This window comes from Rhizobium sp. AG207R (assembly GCF_027109195.1).
Taxonomy (GTDB): Bacteria; Pseudomonadota; Alphaproteobacteria; order Rhizobiales; family Rhizobiaceae; genus Rhizobium; species Rhizobium dioscoreae.
Genome location: NZ_JAEPVT010000005.1, coordinates 218981 through 235407, shown reverse-complemented (window position 1 = coordinate 235407; position 16427 = coordinate 218981). Strand labels below are relative to the sequence as shown.

The 16427-nt window shown below is 61.2% G+C and carries 14 protein-coding genes; 11 read left to right on the top strand and 3 right to left on the bottom strand.

Annotation, left to right across the window (positions count from 1 at the left end):
- Window positions 1-3 precede the first annotated feature (3 nt).
- From nikE to JJQ51_RS13535, 7 genes are all read left to right on the top strand, one after another.
- Complete coding sequence (gene nikE / locus JJQ51_RS13565; protein ID WP_145634738.1) at window positions 4-1650, top strand: nickel ABC transporter ATP-binding protein NikE; 1647 nt, start codon at window positions 4-6, stop codon at window positions 1648-1650.
- A gap of 17 nt (window positions 1651-1667) precedes the next feature.
- Window positions 1668-3224 (top strand): hydantoinase/oxoprolinase N-terminal domain-containing protein, encoded by a 1557-nt coding sequence (locus tag JJQ51_RS13560; protein ID WP_145634735.1) that lies wholly within the window; start codon window positions 1668-1670, stop codon window positions 3222-3224.
- Window positions 3217-4350, top strand: coding sequence for a DUF917 domain-containing protein (locus JJQ51_RS13555; protein WP_145634733.1), 1134 nt, complete (start codon window positions 3217-3219; stop codon window positions 4348-4350). Before JJQ51_RS13560 ends, JJQ51_RS13555 begins: the two co-directional genes overlap by 8 nt.
- Window positions 4351-4391: 41 nt before the next feature.
- The gene (locus tag JJQ51_RS13550; protein ID WP_145634731.1) at window positions 4392-5987 is read left to right on the top strand and encodes an ABC transporter substrate-binding protein; all 1596 of its coding nucleotides are present in this window, start codon (window positions 4392-4394) and stop codon (window positions 5985-5987) included.
- A 68-nt stretch (window positions 5988-6055) separates the two neighbouring features.
- A complete protein-coding gene (locus JJQ51_RS13545) occupies window positions 6056-7132 on the top strand; it encodes a DUF917 domain-containing protein (RefSeq protein ID WP_113329331.1) in 1077 nt (358 codons plus the stop codon).
- Window positions 7129-8667 (top strand): hydantoinase/oxoprolinase N-terminal domain-containing protein, encoded by a 1539-nt coding sequence (locus tag JJQ51_RS13540; protein WP_113350864.1) that lies wholly within the window; start codon window positions 7129-7131, stop codon window positions 8665-8667. Before JJQ51_RS13545 ends, JJQ51_RS13540 begins: the two co-directional genes overlap by 4 nt.
- A gap of 88 nt (window positions 8668-8755) precedes the next feature.
- The gene (locus tag JJQ51_RS13535; protein WP_113350865.1) at window positions 8756-9700 is read left to right on the top strand and encodes an isoaspartyl peptidase/L-asparaginase family protein; all 945 of its coding nucleotides are present in this window, start codon (window positions 8756-8758) and stop codon (window positions 9698-9700) included.
- 31 nt (window positions 9701-9731) lie between these two features.
- Here JJQ51_RS13535 and JJQ51_RS13530 read toward each other — a convergent pair whose 3' ends face one another.
- Together JJQ51_RS13530 and JJQ51_RS13525 are read right to left on the bottom strand one after the other, a co-directional pair.
- The gene (locus tag JJQ51_RS13530; RefSeq protein WP_113329328.1) at window positions 9732-10277 is read right to left on the bottom strand and encodes a GNAT family N-acetyltransferase; all 546 of its coding nucleotides are present in this window, start codon (window positions 10275-10277) and stop codon (window positions 9732-9734) included.
- A 303-nt stretch (window positions 10278-10580) separates the two neighbouring features.
- The gene (locus tag JJQ51_RS13525; RefSeq protein WP_113350866.1) at window positions 10581-11282 is read right to left on the bottom strand and encodes a FadR/GntR family transcriptional regulator; all 702 of its coding nucleotides are present in this window, start codon (window positions 11280-11282) and stop codon (window positions 10581-10583) included.
- A gap of 139 nt (window positions 11283-11421) precedes the next feature.
- Here JJQ51_RS13525 and JJQ51_RS13520 point away from each other — a divergent pair, with 139 nt between their 5' ends.
- From JJQ51_RS13520 to JJQ51_RS13510, 3 genes are read left to right on the top strand one after another with little or no spacing between them, the layout of a single operon-like run.
- On the top strand, window positions 11422-11685 hold the full coding sequence (locus JJQ51_RS13520) for a hypothetical protein (RefSeq protein ID WP_210248386.1): 264 nt from the start codon (window positions 11422-11424) through the stop codon (window positions 11683-11685).
- Window positions 11682-12716 (top strand): MFS transporter, encoded by a 1035-nt coding sequence (locus JJQ51_RS13515; protein ID WP_210248387.1) that lies wholly within the window; start codon window positions 11682-11684, stop codon window positions 12714-12716. The genes JJQ51_RS13520 and JJQ51_RS13515 overlap by 4 nt, the downstream gene beginning before the upstream one ends.
- An 11-nt stretch (window positions 12717-12727) precedes the next feature.
- Window positions 12728-13624 carry a dihydrodipicolinate synthase family protein gene (locus JJQ51_RS13510; protein ID WP_113350867.1) on the top strand — a complete coding sequence of 299 codons (897 nt, stop codon included), beginning with the start codon at window positions 12728-12730 and terminating at the stop codon, window positions 13622-13624.
- A gap of 13 nt (window positions 13625-13637) precedes the next feature.
- On the opposite strand, the gene JJQ51_RS13505 is transcribed toward JJQ51_RS13510, so the two are convergent.
- Window positions 13638-14384, bottom strand: a complete 747-nt coding sequence (locus JJQ51_RS13505; protein ID WP_113329324.1) for a FadR/GntR family transcriptional regulator — start codon at window positions 14382-14384, stop codon at window positions 13638-13640.
- A gap of 125 nt (window positions 14385-14509) precedes the next feature.
- Between JJQ51_RS13505 and JJQ51_RS13500 the strand changes: the two genes are divergently transcribed.
- On the top strand, window positions 14510-16231 hold the full coding sequence (locus tag JJQ51_RS13500; RefSeq protein ID WP_113389503.1) for an IlvD/Edd family dehydratase: 1722 nt from the start codon (window positions 14510-14512) through the stop codon (window positions 16229-16231).
- Window positions 16232-16427: the final 196 nt, after the last annotated feature.

Below are 16427 nucleotides of genomic sequence, written 5' to 3'. Positions count from 1 at the left end.
GCGATGAGCGAGCCGCTTCTCAAGATCGAGGCTCTGAACGTCTCGTTCACGACCTACGGCCGCACCCGGCAGGTGCTCCGTGACATTTCCCTCACCGTCGCTGCTGGGGAGCGCGTCGCACTGATTGGCGAGACGGGGTCGGGCAAGTCCGTGACAGCAAAGGCAATCATCGGCACCTTGCCGAAGAATGCCGCCATCAACTCCGGCGTCATTTCCGTCGCAGGACGTGACGTTCTGAAAATGCAGCGAAGGGAACGCGAGGCGCTGAAAGGCACCGCCTTTTCCCTGATCATGCAGGACCCGCTCTCGTCCTTCAACCCGGTCTTCAAGATCGGCACGCATCTCGATGATATCATGCGTTTTGCGGACAAGCGTGATGGCATTCGCTCGTCGAAGGCCGAGCGGCGGACGCGAATTGCCGCGGTCTTGCGGAGGGTGCAGCTTGCTGACGCTGAGAGAGTGATGAACGCCTATCCGTCCGAGCTTTCGGGCGGCATGCGTCAGCGCGTTCTGATCGGGCTTGCGCTGTTGCACCAGCCGAAGCTTCTGATCGCCGATGAGCCGGGCACTGCGCTCGACGTGACGACCCAGGATGAGATTCTCAATCTGATCAATCAGTTGGTGATCGAGGAGAACATGGCTCTTCTGATGATCACCCACAATCTCGGTGTCGTGCGCAAAGTTGCCGACCGGGTGGTGGTCATGCATCACGGCGATATCGTCGAGGCGGGACCTTGCCGTGAGATACTCACTGCCCCGCATCAACCCTACACGAAGGCGCTCCTCGACGCCGTGCCGCCGCTTTACGGCGAGCGCGTGACCGATCTGTCGCAGAGCGACGGCGCGCCCATCGTCAGGGTCGAGGGCCTGAACAAGATCTATGGCCGGAAGCCAGGCTTCCATGCGGTTCGCGACGTGAACCTGACGTTGCATCAGGGCGAAATCTTCGGATTGGCCGGCGAGTCCGGTTCGGGCAAGACCTCGGTTGCACGCATCATCATGGGCCTGTCACGTCCGACCTCAGGCAGCGTCACCATCGATGCGCCGGCACCAGGGCGTGGCAGGCGGCTGACGCAGATCGTCTACCAGAACCCCGGCACATCGCTCAATCCGAAGCGCAATGTCCAGGAGACTCTTGCCTTGCCCCTAAGATCCATAGGTATGGATGGGCCGGCCCGCGAGGCACGGATGAAGCAACTGATGGATCTCGTGCGGCTGCCGCAATCCTATCTGGCAAAGTATCCGCACGAGCTTTCCGGCGGTCAGAAGCAGCGTGTGGCGATTGCGCGCGCGCTCGCGGCCGAGCCGAAGATCCTGATCCTCGACGAACCGACTGCGGCGCTCGACGTGTCGGTGCAGAAAACCGTGATCGAGCTATTGCTGCAGCTGCGCGAGGAACTGGGTCTCACCTATCTGATGATCTCGCATGACCTTTCGCTGATGCGCAATTTCTGCTCGCGCATCGCCATCATGCTGCGCGGCGAGATCGTCGAGGAAGGGCCGACGCCAGAGGTCTTCGCCGCCCCCAATCATCCATACACGCGCGCGCTGATCGCGGCGATCCCCGTCGTTACCGACGAAGAGGAACGCCTGAAGCCCGTCGTGACCGAGGAGGAGCGCATGCGCTTCCTCGTCAAAACCACAGATTGATCGAAGAGGAGCCTGACGTGTATCGCGTTGGAATTGACGTCGGCGGCACCAATACGGATGCCGTCGTCCTGGAGGGAAAGACCGTTCTTGCTGGGGTCAAGGCCTCGACGACCGAAGATGTGACTTCGGGCGTGATCGAGGCGCTGGAGAAGGTTATCGATGCCTCGGGCATCGATCGGGCCCGTATTGCCGCCGTCATGATCGGCACGACGCATTTCACCAATGCGGTCATCGAGCGCCGCCACATGGATGAGGTCGCAGCCATCCGCTTGAGCCTGCCGTCCGGCGCCGGTCTGCCGCCGATGGTCGATTGGCCCGACGATCTGCGCGAGATCGTCGGCAATCACGGCTATCAGGTCAAAGGCGGCTACGAGTTCGATGGGCGCGAGCTTTCGCCGCTCGATGAAGACGCCATCGTGCGCATCGCAGGTGAAATCCGTGCAAAGGGTTTAAAGGCTGCCGCCGTGACCTGCGTCTTCAGCGGCATCAACGATGCCATGGAGGTGCGGGCCAAGGAAATCCTGCAGCAGCATTGCCCCGGCCTGCCTGTGGTGATGTCGAAGGACATCGGCCGTCACGGCCTGCTGGCGCGGGAAAGTGCGGCGATCATGAATGCGAGCCTGCTGTCGCTGGCGGATCGCACCGTTGCAGCCTTCGGCAAGGCGCTAGCGGCGGCTGGTATACCATGCCCGTTCTACATCACCCAGAACGACGGTACACTGATGGCCGCCGATGTCGTGCGTGCCTTTCCGGTGCTGACCTTTGCCTCTGGCCCGACCAATTCCATGCGCGGCGCCGCGTTTCTGACCGGGCTCAAGGACGCCGTCGTCGTCGATGTCGGCGGCACGACTTCGGATGTCGGGGCTCTCTCGCACGGTTTTCCACGCCAGGCTTCCACGACCGTCGATATCGGCGAGGTTCGCACCAATTTCCGCATGCCCGATGTCTTTTCGATCGGTCTCGGCGGCGGTTCGCTCGTCGTCAGGGGTGAAGCGGGCATTACAATCGGACCGAAGTCGGTCGGCTATCGGGTGCGCAAGGAGGCGCTCTGCTTCGGCGGATCGATACTGACCGCAACCGATATCGCGGTTGCCTCCGGCAAGGCCGACGTCGGTGACTGCGCCTTGGTTGCCAATCTCGACAAGGGTCTGATCGATGCGGCCGTGGCAAAGATCAACGCCATGCTCGAAGCCTGCGTCGAACGCAGTCGAATTTCCTCGACGCCGGTGCCGGTCATCGCTGTTGGTGGCGGTTCAATTCTCATGCCCGACCGTATCGGCGATCTCGAAGTGATCATGCCTGAGAATTTTGCCGTCGCAAACGCGGTCGGCGCCGCCATCGCCCAGATCAGCGGCGAAACGGATCGCGTCTTCTCGCTCGTCAATGGCCGCACGCGCGAGAGCGCGCTTGCGGAAGCCGAAGCGGAGGCGCGCGAAAAGGCGATCGCAGCCGGCGCTCTCGCGGAAACCCTGGAAGTTATCGAGCGCGAGGATACGCCTCTTGCCTATCTGCCAGGCAACGCCACGCGCATTCACGTCAAAGTCGTCGGTGAAATGGGAGGCCATAATGCCTGAGACGCGCAAGCAGAAATATGATGATGCCGCTCTGCGCCGGCTGACATCAGAGGATCTCGATGCTTTGGAAATCGGAGCGGGCATCCTAGGCACCGGCGGCGGCGGTAATCCCTACCAGGGCAAGCTTCTGGCTCTGGAGGCGATGAAGGCCGGTTACGAGATGAAGGTTCTGGCGACCGACGCCATCGAAACGGACGCGCTCTGCATGTCGATCGGCGGTATCGGCGCACCGGTCGTCGGCGTCGAACGCATCCGTGAGGGACGCGAAGGGCTGCGCTGCCTGCGTGCCATGGAAGAACTCATCCGCACGCCGATCGATGCGATCGTCTGCGAGGAGATCGGCGGCGCGAATTCGATGAACCCGCTTGTGACGGCGGCTCTCGGCGGTCTTCCCATCCTCGATTGCGACGGCATGGGTCGGGCATTCCCCGAAATGCAGATGACGACCTTTTCGATCTATGGTCACAGCTCGACGCCTTCCGTCATGTGCGACCTGCATGGCAATGCGGTGATTTTCAGCCATGCCGTATCGGAAGTCTGGCATGAGCGCATGGCGCGCGCTTGCGTGGTCGCGCAGGGCGGCGGCGCCATGCTGGCGACGGCGCCGATGCAGGCTCACTATGTCCATCAGTATGGTATTCCAAAAAGCTTCACCAAGGCGATCGCGCTGGGCGAAGCCGTGATCCGTGCCCGCAAGGCGCAGGAAGATCCCATTGCTGCCGTCTGCGCGCTGGAAGGCGGACGGCGGGTGTTCAACGGCAAGATCACTGATCTCAAACGCCATCTGCGCGGCGGCTTCGTCGTCGGCGACATGGAGCTCGCCGGCTTCGATGATTGCAACGGCCAGACAGCGAACGTGGCGATCCAGAACGAATTTCTGGTCTTCCGCCGCGATGACGTGATCGAGGTTTGCGTGCCGGATCTGATCGTGCTGCTCGATGTCGATACCGGCTATCCGATCACAACCGAAATGCTGCGCTACGGCCAGCGCGTCGCCGTCGTCGCCATTCCCTGCCACGAGCTGCTGCGCAGCGTTCGCGCGCTTGAGGTCGTCGGTCCTGCCGCCTTCGGCTATCCGGACATCACCTATTCGCCGCTGCCGGCTCCGGGCCGGAAGGCAGCCTAACCATAAGCGGGGCAGTTCCCGCATCAAAGAGGAGAACTAGAATGAAGATGGGTTCCAGAAATCTGCGTCTTTCCACGCTTCTGCTTGCGAGCGCCTTGGCGTTGCCGCTAACTTCGGTTGCTGCATCGGCGGCCGACAAGGTGTCGATTGCCGTCAACACGATGCAGATTTTCAGCTCGCTCGATCCGGCCAAGGTCACAGACTACACAGGCTATATGGCGATCGTGAACATGTATGACGCGCTGACGACCGTCAGCCCTTCGGGCGAGATCGTGCCCCATCTGGCAAAATCCTGGGATATCTCCCAGGATGGGCTGACCTACACCTTCCATATTCGCGATGACGCCAAGTTCCAGGATGGCACGCCGGTCAAGGCCTCCGACTTCGTCTGGTCTATCCGGCGCCTGATCGGCATCAATAAGGGGCCATCGAACCTCGTCGTCGGCCTCGTGCAGCCCGACAATGTCACCGCGTCCGATGACAAGACCGTCGTCGTCAGGCTCGATCGCCAGTTCTCGCCGTTCATGGCCGTGACGCCGCTGATGATGGCGCTGAACGAGAAGCTGATCGAAGCCAATTCCAAGCCGGACGACAAATGGGGCGAAGCCTATGTGGGCGAGCATTCGGCCGGCTCGGGTCCCTACAAGCTTGTTAGCTACAATCGTTCCGCCGATATGGTGATCGCGCGCAATCCCGATTACTTCCTAGGCTGGACCAAGGGAACGCCGATCGACGAGGTGCGCTTCGTCCAGACGAGCGACGACGCCACCGTCAAGGCGCTTGCCGAAAAGGGTGAGCTCGGACTTTCTTCGCATGGTCTCGGCAACGACACCTATGAAACCATCGGCAAGATGCCGGGCTACAAGCTGCTCCAGTCGACGACGGCCGGCGGCTTCGTCATCAAGCTGAACAGCAAGGTCTATCCGACCGACGACGTGCATGTGCGCCGGGCAATCGCCTATGCCACCGACTACAAGACCATTCAGGAAGCGATCTATCCGGGCTTCGACATGACCGGCCCGCTCTCGACCGTGTTCAAGGATGCGCACAACGACGATATCCAGCCCGGCGTCTTCGACCTCGAAAAGGCGAAGGAAGAGCTCGCCAAATCCAAATATGCCGGTCAGAAGATCACGCTGGTTAACAGCTATGTCGCCTCGCTCGCTTTCGAATCCGAAGTGGCGCTGCTGATGCAGGCCAATCTCGAACAGATCGGCATCACGCTCGACATCAAGCCCGAGCCTTGGAACCGCATCGTCGAGCTCTCCTCCAAACCCGAGACCACGCCGGCCTCGACACAGGTCAACATCTCGCCCAACTACCCGTCGCCGGATGCGATTTTTTATAATCAGTATCATTCCAAGGCTTCCGGCACGTGGATGTCGATGGAATGGCTGCAGAATCCCGAGGTCGATGCGCTGATCGACAAGGCGAGGTCGACCACCGATATCAAGGAGCAGAACGCGACCTACAAGGAGCTGCAGGTCAAGCTCGCCGAGCTGCAACCCGACGTATGGGCGGTGTCGCCAAACCGGCGCTATGCGGCGAACAAGTGCCTTCAGGGCTATGAGTTCATTCCCATGCAGAGCTGGGATCTGAACTTCTCGAACTTTCATTGGGACTGCAAGGCGAACTGACCTTCGCCTGCACATGACATAGACCCGGCCCCATTCGGGGTCGGGGGAGCTACTGCCGAAGGTGAAACATGCTTCAGGAATTTTCCGAAGACAATATCGAGCCGCTCGCAACGGGAGCCTGGATTCTGGGAACCGGCGGCGGTGGCAATCCCTATATCTCGACTCTTAACCTTCGAAGACTCTATGCCGAGGGGCGTCGCGTGCAGGTGATGGATCCGATGGCGCTCGATGACGACGATATGGTTGCGGTCGTCTCGAAGATGGGCGCGCCGCTGGTCGGGCAGGAGCGTCTCAGCGATCCCGTGCATCTGGCGCGCGCCGTCGAGGTCATGGAGGATTATCTCGGCAAGCCCTTTCGCGCGATCATGAGCGTGGAGATCGGTGGTTCGAATGCGCTCTCCTCTTTTCTCGCCGCCGCGATGCTGGGCCGGCCGGTCGTCAATGCCGATGCGATGGGACGCGCCTATCCCGAGGCGCAGATGACCTCCTTCGCCATTGGCAATCTGCCAATGTATCCGCTTTCCCTCGTCGACGTACGCGAGAATGAGGTTATCGTCACGAAGGCCGCATCCTGGAAATGGATGGAGCGAATTTCGCGCAAGGTCTGCACGGAGGTTGGCTCGACTGCCGCCACCTGCAAGGCGCCGCGCACCGGCCGCGAGGTGAAGGAATGGGGCATTCATTACACCATAACGAAGGCTACAGAGCTTGGCCGCGCCGTCATCGAGGCGCGTGCCCGTCATGACGATCCGGTAAAGGCAGTTCTCGATCATGAGGGCGGCAAGCAATTGTTTCGCGGCAAGGTGATCGACGTGGCGCGCGAAACCACAGGCGGCTTCCTTCGTGGGCGAACCGTGATCGAGGGCATTGACACCGACAAGGGCTCCCGAATGGAGCTCGCTTTCCAGAATGAATGGGCGGTCGCTTTCCGCGATGGCGAGCCGGTGGCAATGACGCCGGATCTCCTTTGCCTGCTCGACACGATTTCCGGCAGTGCCATCGGCACGGAATCCGTGCGTTACGGCCAGCGCGTGACCGTGGTGGCTCTTCCGGCACCCGAACTCCTGACCTCGCCTGCCGGGATCGCTGCGGTCGGTCCTCGTGCCTTCGGTTACGACATTGAATTCAGATCGGTATTCGCATGAAACGCATCGGTATTGACGTTGGCGGCACTAATACGGATGCCGTTCTGATCGACGGTGAGACGATCATCGCTTCCATCAAGGTTCCCACCACGCAGGACGTCATGTCAGGCGTGAAGTCGGCCTTGAGCCATGTCGCCGGCCATGCCGGCGCGTCCAGCCGGCCGATCGATGCCGTCATGATCGGCACCACGCACTTTACCAACGCGGTTGTCGAACGGGCGCGACTGGAAAGGGTGGCTGCGATCCGCATTGCACTCCCGACCGGCGCTTCCCTGCCGCCGATGTGCGATTGGCCAAACGACCTGCGCGCGGCAGTCGATCCGCTCATCTTCATGGTTCATGGCGGTCATGAATATGACGGCAGCCCGCTCGTGCCGATGATCCCCGACGAGATCCGCGAAGCCGCGATGCAGATCCGCGATGCCGGCATCACGTCGATCGCGATATCCGCGACCTTCTCGCCGCTGACCACCGAATGCGAGGTCAAGGCGGCTGAGATCGTTCGGTCGGTGATCCCGGATGCGAGGATCACGCTGTCTCATACTCTCGGTCGGATCGGTCTGCTCGAGCGCGAGAATGTTGCACTTCTCAATGCGGCGCTGCAGTCGCTCGGCAGGACCACGGTGCAGGCGTTTTCGGACGCGCTGCGCGAAGCAGGTGTTGCCGCACCCTTTTACCTGACGCAGAACGACGGTACGGTGGCGCTGGCAGATGTCGCGGCCGCCAATCCGGTTCACAGCTTTGCCTCCGGTCCGACGAATTCGATGCGGGGTGCCGCCTTCCTGACCGGCTTGAGCGACGCCATGGTGGTCGATGTCGGCGGTACCACTTCGGATATCGGCTGCCTCGTCGGCGGCTTTCCGCGCGAGGCCAACAATATCGTCCACATCGGCGGCGTGCGCACCCTATTCCGCATGCCCGATCTTCTGCCGATCGCCCTTGGCGGCGGAACGATCATCGATCCGGAAACTGGCAAGATCGGCCCGCGTTCGGTCGGCTATCGCATCCTGACGGAGGCACGCGTCTTTGGCGGGAACACCCTGACCACCTCGGACGTCGCCGTCGCCGCCGGTCTGATCGAGATGGGAGACAGGGATCGCGTTCGCGATCTCGATCCGGCCTTCGTTAAGGCAAGCCTTGAACGAATCCGCGATATGGTGACGGACAGCTTCGACCAGATGAAGACGTCGGCAGAGGACGTACCGCTGATCGCCGTCGGCGGCGGCGCCTTCCTGATCCCGGAAAAGATCGCGGGAGCTTCCGAAGTTCTGCGTGTCGAAAATGCAGGCGTTGCCAATGCGCTCGGCGCCGCGATGGCGCAGGTGTCGGGCGAAGTCGACCAGGTGTTTTCGGGGTTGAGCCGCGACGAAGCCATCGCCAAGGCAGAAGCGGAGGCGCAGGATGCAGCCGTTGCTTCCGGTGCGAGCCAGGAAAGCGTGAAGACGCTCGAAGTCGAGGATATTCCGATTGCCTATCTTCCCGGCGGAGCGCGCCGCGTAAGAGTAAGGGTCATCGGCGATATCGCCTTCAACTGAAATGGCGTCCCGATCAGGGTGATCGGGCGTTGGTGAGGAGAGCGGTGTTGGGCATAAAGGTTGCACCGGCGCCGGATCGGAGTGGAAAATGACGAAGATTGCGCTGGCTATTCACGGTGGCTGCGGTGTCATGCCCGAAGACAGCATGACGCCAGAGGAATGGGAGGGCGCGCTCCGCGACCTAGCTGCCGCTTTGCGTGCAGGCTATACACGGTTGCAGGCCGGTGACAGTGCGGTCGATGCCGTCGAGGCAGCTGTCGTGATCATGGAGGACAGCCCGCATTTCAACGCTGGCCATGGCGCAGCGCTCAACGAAAACGGCGTGCACGAGCTCGATGCCTCGATCATGGATGGGACGACGCTGGAGGCGGGCGCCATCAGCGCCTCTCGCGCGATCCGCAACCCGATCAAGGCTGCCCGCGCATTGATGGAGGATGGCCGTGCCGTCTATCTGACCGGCCCGGCTGCCGATCGTTTTGCCGAAGCCAAGGGGCTGCAGATCGAGCCGCAATCCTATTTTACTACACTGAAGCGGGTCGAGGCGCTGGAGGCGATGAAGCGCCATGCCGCTGACGGCACCGAAGGAACCGAGAACGAAAAGCATGGTACGGTCGGGGCGGTGGCGCTCGATGCCGCCGGCCATCTTGCCGCCGCCACCTCGACGGGCGGCTACAACAACAAGCCTGACGGGCGCGTGGGCGACAGCCCGGTCATCGGTGCGGGCACCTATGCACGCGACGGCGTCTGCGCGGTGTCTGGAACGGGTAAGGGCGAGTTCTTCATCCGCTATGTGGTTGGACACGAGATTGCCTCCCGCATGGCCTATCTGAAGCAGGATATCGCGACCGCGACCGAGGGGTTGATCAACCACGATCTGGCGCCGCATCAGATCGGCGCCGGCCTGGTGGCTATAGATGCTCAGGGTATTGCCGTCGCGCCCTACAATACGCCGGGAATGTTTCGTGGCTGGGTGACGCCGGAAGGCAAGGGTTTCGTCGCGACGCATGAGCGGGTCTACGAAATCGAGCTCTAAGGACACTGCGGCTTAGCACCGCGCTGTGGGTTCACGGTATTTGTCGCTCGAGCACATAGCAGCATTGAACGATGGTTTCGCTGCGCGCCCGCGAGAAAAGCTCCCTGCTGCCGACTTGGCGGAAGCCAAGTTTGGTCAGCACCCGTCCAGAGGCCGGGTTGTCGGATGCGTGACCGGATTCGAGGCTGAAGAGACCGACTTCGTGGAAGATGAAGCCGATCAGTGCCTGCGCCGCCTCGAAGGCATAGCCCTTTCCCCAGGCTTGCCTTTCCAGCCAATATCCAAGACTGCCCGCGCTGCCGACAATGCCATCGACATCGACGACACCGATCATTCTTTCCCCTTGTTCGATGGCGAAGCGATAGGCGGAGCCTTCGGCCCATTCGCGCTCATGGCTGGAAAACCAATCTTTGATATCGTTTTCGTTCGGCGGGTATGAGGCGTTGCTCAGCATGCGCGTCACAGCCCAATCGCTCTGAATTTCGGATGCGCGTTTCGTATCTGCGGCCGATGTCGGCCGCAGACGGAGGCGTGCTGTCTCTATGGAGGAGCGATGGATCGATCTTGCGGTCATCATATGAGGTGTCTTGCCGAATGAGAGATAACGACAGGCGGCGCCCGAGGGCACTATCTACGCACGAGGCGATAATGGGAACCGATATCGCGCTATTTTGTCTGGTCTCCATTTTTTAGCGTTAGACAATATATTGCCGCAATGGGCGCGCAAAAGCGCCGCCTCTTGCGGGCCTGGCCTGCAGGAAATATGGGACCGGCCGTGAGAGCGTTCCGTTTACGAGGGGCGAACCCCCTTTCGCGGTCCGGTCCTTCCCCCGTCATCCATGTCCTCACAGTCCTCGCTTTGGCGAGCAAATCTTGATGGCTATGATGCCGCCCGCTCCCGCGCGTGCCCAAGGAAGCCTGACGTCTGGTCGAGAACAGCCTCCATCGCGTGTCTGGCGGCGATACTGTCGCCTGCGGCGATTGCCTCGGCAACTGCGGCGTGGTTTTCGAGATTGGCCGCAAATGCACCGACCGTATGCGGGAAAACGGCATCGAGAATGGATTCGATCGCCTGGCGCAGGCTTTGCAGCACCGGATTATGCGTTGCTGCAAGGATCGACATGTGAAAGGCCTTGTCGGCGGCGACGGCTGCGATCGGGTCCTTCTGGTCCCGTTCCATGCGGCGATAGATGTCGAGGATCGCCTGACGTTCCAGATCGGTTGCCCGCAATGCCGCCAGCGCGGCGGCCCCAGGCTCGATGATCTTGCGGGCCTCGGCAAAAGCCATAAGCTCATCGTGCGAGATCCGTCCGCGCGACAGCCATGCGATCAATTCCCCATCGAGCCATTGCCATCGCTCTCGCGGCTCTACTCGCGTGCCCGTGCGCTGCCTGACGGTCACGAGACCCTTGGCCGACAATATCTTCGCCGCTTCACGTACGACCGTGCGACTGACGCCAAATTCCTGCTCCAGTTCGCCTTCCGAGGGAAGATAGGCGCCGGGGAGGATCTGTCCGGACGCGATGCGGATGCCGAGGGCCTCCACGAGGGCTGTCGTCCTGTTCGGCTTTGTCTTCGTCATGCGTCGGTCCTTCGCCTCCATCGCCAACGAGACCAACCAGAATGCGGTGACAAAAGCAAATAGCTTGTTGCACCCTACAAACATCATATGTTAAAGGTATGATGTTTGTAGGGTGCCGATGAGTGTCGTGGAGAGGGAAATGAATTTCGATACCAATGCGGAGGCGGTCCGACGCATCAATCTGCGCATCCTGCCGTTCCTGATGCTGCTTTATCTCGTCGCTTACATCGACCGGTCGAATATCTCCGTCGCCGCGCTCGGAATGAATGAGGAGCTGGGCCTGACGAGCCAGATGTACGGGCTGGCGGCCGGCATATTCTTCGCGACCTATATCGTCTTCGAAATACCGAGCAGCTGCTGCTGGCCCGGTTCGGCGCACGCCGCTGGATTGCCCGCATCATGATCAGCTGGGGCATCATTGCTGCCGGCATGGCATTCATTTCCAGCGCCTATCAGCTCTATGGAATGCGCCTCCTTCTCGGGGCGGCCGAGGCCGGCTTCACGCCGGGCATCATCTACTATCTCGCGAAATGGTATCCGTCGCGCGACAGGGCGAACGCCATGTCCTTCTTCTATATCGGCGCAGCGTTCGCATCGGTCATCGGCTTGCCGCTCTCCGGCCTGCTGCTCAATGCGCACGGTATTCTCGGCCTATCGGGATGGCGCTGGGTGTTTCTGATCGAAGGCATTCCCGCCATCCTGTTGGGCTTCGTCGTGTTGAAGTTCCTGCCCGATCGCCCGCGAGACGCAACATGGCTCACGACCAAGCAGCAGGATGGCCTCGAGCGAACCATCGCCGCCGAGGAGGAGAAGGCGCCTGTCCCGCATCATGCATCCTGGAGTGCCGCCTTTTCCAACACTCGCGTCTGGATGCTTGCCGTCTTTTGGCTGCTTCAGGCCTTCGGGACGATCGGCATCACGCTTTTCATGCCGCTGATCGTCAAGAGCCTGTCCGGCGGCGGCAATCTGGCGGTAAGCCTGCTTTCGGCGGTGCCGTTTCTGGCTGCCTGTACCTTCATGTTCTTCAATGGCAGGCATTCCGATCGAACCGGCGAGCGCGCGTTTCATCTCGGGCTTCCGCTCGCCCTGGCCGGTGTCTGCCTTCTCGGTGCGACCCATGCCGGCGATCCACGGCTGTCCTACTTGCTGCTCGTCCTTTCGGTGGCACTCAACTGGGCGGTTATTCCGATCTTCTGGGCTGTCACCACCGAGTTCGTCTCGGGGATTGCGGCGGCCGTATCGATCGCGCTCATCAATGCACTGGCGAATGTCGCAGGCCTCGCCCTGCCGCCGGTGATCGGCTGGATCAAGGATTCGACCGGAAACTATGATGTGGCGCTGACGCTGGTGGCTGCCGCCTTGATCGCGGGTGGCCTCCTCGGCATCGCAATCGCCCGCAAAGGTGCGCCGGCCCTTCGGCTTTCTAAACAATAAGGCGAAACGAGATGGCGTTCGAACCTGAGAAACTGCACGGTATTCATGCGATCCTCTACGCGCTCTTCGATAAGGAGGAAAAGCTCGACAGGTCGGCGATGAAGCGGCAGACCGAGATTTGCGTGGCGGCAGGCGTGCATGGGCTTGCCGCGCTCGGCCTTGCTACGGAGGTCTTCAAATTGACGGCCGCCGAGCGCCGGACCGTGATGGAATGGCTTGCCGAGGACAATGCCGGCCGCCTGCCGCTCGCCTTCACCATCTTCGGCACTTCGGTTGCCGAGCAGGTCGAGCAGGTGCGGCACGCCGAAGCCGTTGGCGCTGACTGGGTGATCCTCCAGCCGCCACCGGTCGGCACTTTCGGCGTGGGCGAATATATTGGCTTCTTCGGCCGCGTCGTGGATGCGACGAACCTGCCGGTGGCGATCCAGAATGCCCCTGCCTTTCTCGGACGCGGCCTGACGGGACCGGATCTCGCGGCATTGCGCGCTGCCCATCCCAATGTAAAGGTGTTGAAGGCGGAGGGCTCGGCCATCGAGATCAAGGCGTTGATGAAGGCGATCGGCGAGGGCGTGCCTGTTTTCAACGGTCGAGGTGGCCTGGAATTGCTTGACGGGCTGCGGGCAGGCTGTGCCGGCTACATTCTCGCTCCCGATCTCATCGACTATGCGGTCGACGCATACACCGCCTTTCGCGCTGGGAATGAGGTCCGTGCCGAGGAAATCTATCGTGCCATGCTCCCATCCGCCGTTGCCGTCATGCAGGGGATCGAGCACCTGATGTGCTACGGCAAGCGGCTGTTTGCCGAGCGGGCGGGGCTCACGGTTCGCGATCGCGCGCCTGCCATGCGTCCGACACCGTTCGGCGAGGAACTTGTCGCCTTGCATGCTAAGAGGCTCGGATCTTTCTGAAGCCGATCTGCTTCTAATTTTCGGATTGCGGCAATTCCAGCTTCTGGACCTCCAGCGCCTCGCGCAGGAGGTTCTTCATCTGCTCGGCAGCGCCCGGACCATCGGCGCCGGCAATGGCTTCATAGACATTCTGGTGACGGCGTATCCAGCGTTCGTCCTCCTTTGCAGTCCGTTGCAGCCCCGCCTTGAACACATGCTTCAGCCCCACTGAGATCAGCGACCCCAATGCCAGATAGAAGGCATTGCCGGTCGCTGCCAAAATGGCGGTGTGAAATGCGAGATCGTGCTCGATCTTTTCGTCCGCGGTCGAGGCGAGGGTCATGCCGAGCAAGGCATGTTTCATTTTCTGTAGCGTCTGCGGCGTCGCACGCGCGGCGGCAAGCTCCGCCGCGGCCGGCTCGAAGGATTGCCTGAGTTCATAGAGATCGATACGTGCCCTCTCGCTGCCGTTTTCCGCGCCGAGCCTCCATGCGAGGACCTGCGGGTCAAGCAGCAGCCATTCCGAGTGATCGGTCACTCTGGTGCCGCTTCTCGGGCGGCTTTCGAGAAGGCCCTTGGCCGACAGGATCTTGATGGCTTCCCGGATGACGGTACGCGATGTCCCGAAATGATCGCAGAGCTCCTGTTCCGTTCCGATGGAGGCTCCGGCCGCAAGTGCGCCACCGACGATCCGCTCACCCAGCGCGTGCACGATCGCGTCGTGGTATCTCTTGTTGGTGCCGAGGCTTGCATCATCGGCGTCCGAAGTCATTCCGGCCATCTGCCTTTCCCAAAAATCGAGACATGTCTAGCGTCTTCAGCCTGTGGTCACAAGCGCTACCGCGCTTGACCGCTATGGCTTATTTGTATAACAAAAAAATAAATTATAATACAAAAGAGGCAATCATGACCAAGGATCCAAAGCGGCGGTCGCAGGCGTGGTTCAGCGGAGTGGACAAGGATGGCTTCATCCATCGCTCGTGGATGAAGAATGGTGGCCTGCCCGATGATGTGTTCGACGGCCGCCCCGTCATCGGCATCTGCAATACGTTTTCGGAATTTACGCCCTGCAACGCGCATTTCCGCGAACTGGTCACGCATATCAAGGCCGGCGTCCTGGAAGCCGGCGGATTGCCGCTTGAATTTCCGGTCTTCTCCTGCGGCGAGTCCAATCTGCGGCCGACTGCGATGCTCTTCAGGAATCTCGCTTCCATGGATGTCGAAGAGGCGATCCGCGGCAATCCCATGGACGGCGTCATCCTGATGGCCGGCTGCGACAAGACCACACCATCGCTGCTGATGGGTGCGGCAAGCTGCGATCTGCCGACGATCGTCATTTCAGGCGGGCCGATGTTGAATGGTAATTTTCGCGGCAAGCCGATCGGCTCCGGCACGGACGTCTGGAAATTCTCCGAGGAAGTGAGGGCAGGCACCATGAGCCGGCAGGAGTTCATGGATGCGGAAAGTGCCATGTCACGCTCGCCCGGCCACTGCATGACAATGGGAACGGCCTCGACCATGGCGTCGATGGTCGAAGCCCTCGGCGTTGCCCTGCCGACCAATGCGGCATGGCCTGCCGTCGATGCCCGACGGGCGCGGCTTGCCCGGATGACCGGGCGCCGCGCCGTCGCGATGGTCAAGGAAGATATGCGGCTTTCGAAGGTTCTCACGAGGCAGGCGTTCGAGAATGCCATCAAGATCAATGGCGCGATCGGCGGATCGACCAATGCCGTCGTTCATCTGCTCGCCATCGCCGGGCGTATCGGCGTCGACCTGTCACTGGAGGATTGGGACAGGCTCGGGCGCGACGTGCCGACGATCGTCGACCTCATGCCGTCGGGCAAATACCTCATGGAGGATTTCTGTTATGCCGGCGGCATTCCCGCCGTGATGAAGGAAATTTCCGACCTCCTCCATCTCGATGCACTCACCGTATCGGGGGGGAGCGTCGGAGATAATATTGCCGATGTCGTCAACCGCAATCCGGACGTCATCCGCAGCCGGTCAAATCCGCTCGTCGACAGCGGGGGAATTGCCGTCCTCAAGGGCAATCTTGCGCCTGATGGGGCGGTGCTCAAACCATCGGCCGCATCGCCGCATCTGATGCGTCATCGCGGCCGCGCCGTCGTCTTCGAGACTATCGAGGATTTCCATGCCAGGATCGACGATCCGAACCTCGATGTCGATGAGAATTCCGTTCTCGTGCTGAAGGGGGCCGGTCCGCGCGGCTATCCCGGCATGGCCGAGGTCGGCAACATGGCTTTGCCAAGCAAACTGCTGGAGAAAGGCGTACGCGACATGGTGCGCGTTTCCGATGGCCGCATGAGCGGCACGGCCTACGGAACCGTGGTGCTGCATGTATCGCCGGAAGCCGCCGCCGGCGGTCCGCTGGCACTCGTCGAGCAAGGGGATTTCATCGCACTCGACGTCGAGGCCCGCACATTGGTTCTCGACGTTCCGGACCATGAGCTTGCACGGCGGCGCGTGGCCTGGAAGGAACCGGTGCCGGAAATGACCTCAGGATACCAAGGCCTTTACGTTCGAACGGTCATGCAGGCCAATACCGGCGCCGACCTAGATTTCCTGGTCGGCGGACGCGGCGCCAAGGTTCCGCGCGAGAGCCACTAACTCATTTCATTCAGAGCGAATATGCCTACGTTCCTGGGCATCGCTATTCTTCATCGGTTACTTCATTTTCGAGGTGCGGAGCAATCTTCTGCTGACTAGGTTTGGTGCGAATAAACGGGTCGCGAATATCCAGGCGTCTGTGGCTCGATCTCCCGATGTTCTCTTGTATGCCGCGAAACAGGGCGGTGAGCTGGTG

Coding starts and splice junctions, on each gene's coding strand:
- JJQ51_RS13510 (WP_113350867.1), top strand. CDS start 12,728: ATGGCGTTCGAACCTGAGAAACTGCACGGTATTCATGCGATCCTCTAC.
- JJQ51_RS13500 (WP_113389503.1), top strand. CDS start 14,510: ATGACCAAGGATCCAAAGCGGCGGTCGCAGGCGTGGTTCAGCGGAGTG.
- JJQ51_RS13515 (WP_210248387.1), top strand. CDS start 11,682: ATGATCAGCTGGGGCATCATTGCTGCCGGCATGGCATTCATTTCCAGC.
- JJQ51_RS13505 (WP_113329324.1), bottom strand. CDS start 14,384: ATGGCCGGAATGACTTCGGACGCCGATGATGCAAGCCTCGGCACCAAC.
- JJQ51_RS13545 (WP_113329331.1), top strand. CDS start 6,056: ATGCTTCAGGAATTTTCCGAAGACAATATCGAGCCGCTCGCAACGGGA.
- JJQ51_RS13540 (WP_113350864.1), top strand. CDS start 7,129: ATGAAACGCATCGGTATTGACGTTGGCGGCACTAATACGGATGCCGTT.
- JJQ51_RS13550 (WP_145634731.1), top strand. CDS start 4,392: ATGAAGATGGGTTCCAGAAATCTGCGTCTTTCCACGCTTCTGCTTGCG.
- JJQ51_RS13555 (WP_145634733.1), top strand. CDS start 3,217: ATGCCTGAGACGCGCAAGCAGAAATATGATGATGCCGCTCTGCGCCGG.
- JJQ51_RS13520 (WP_210248386.1), top strand. CDS start 11,422: ATGAATTTCGATACCAATGCGGAGGCGGTCCGACGCATCAATCTGCGC.
- JJQ51_RS13535 (WP_113350865.1), top strand. CDS start 8,756: ATGACGAAGATTGCGCTGGCTATTCACGGTGGCTGCGGTGTCATGCCC.
- nikE (WP_145634738.1), top strand. CDS start 4: ATGAGCGAGCCGCTTCTCAAGATCGAGGCTCTGAACGTCTCGTTCACG.
- JJQ51_RS13525 (WP_113350866.1), bottom strand. CDS start 11,282: ATGACGAAGACAAAGCCGAACAGGACGACAGCCCTCGTGGAGGCCCTC.
- JJQ51_RS13530 (WP_113329328.1), bottom strand. CDS start 10,277: ATGATGACCGCAAGATCGATCCATCGCTCCTCCATAGAGACAGCACGC.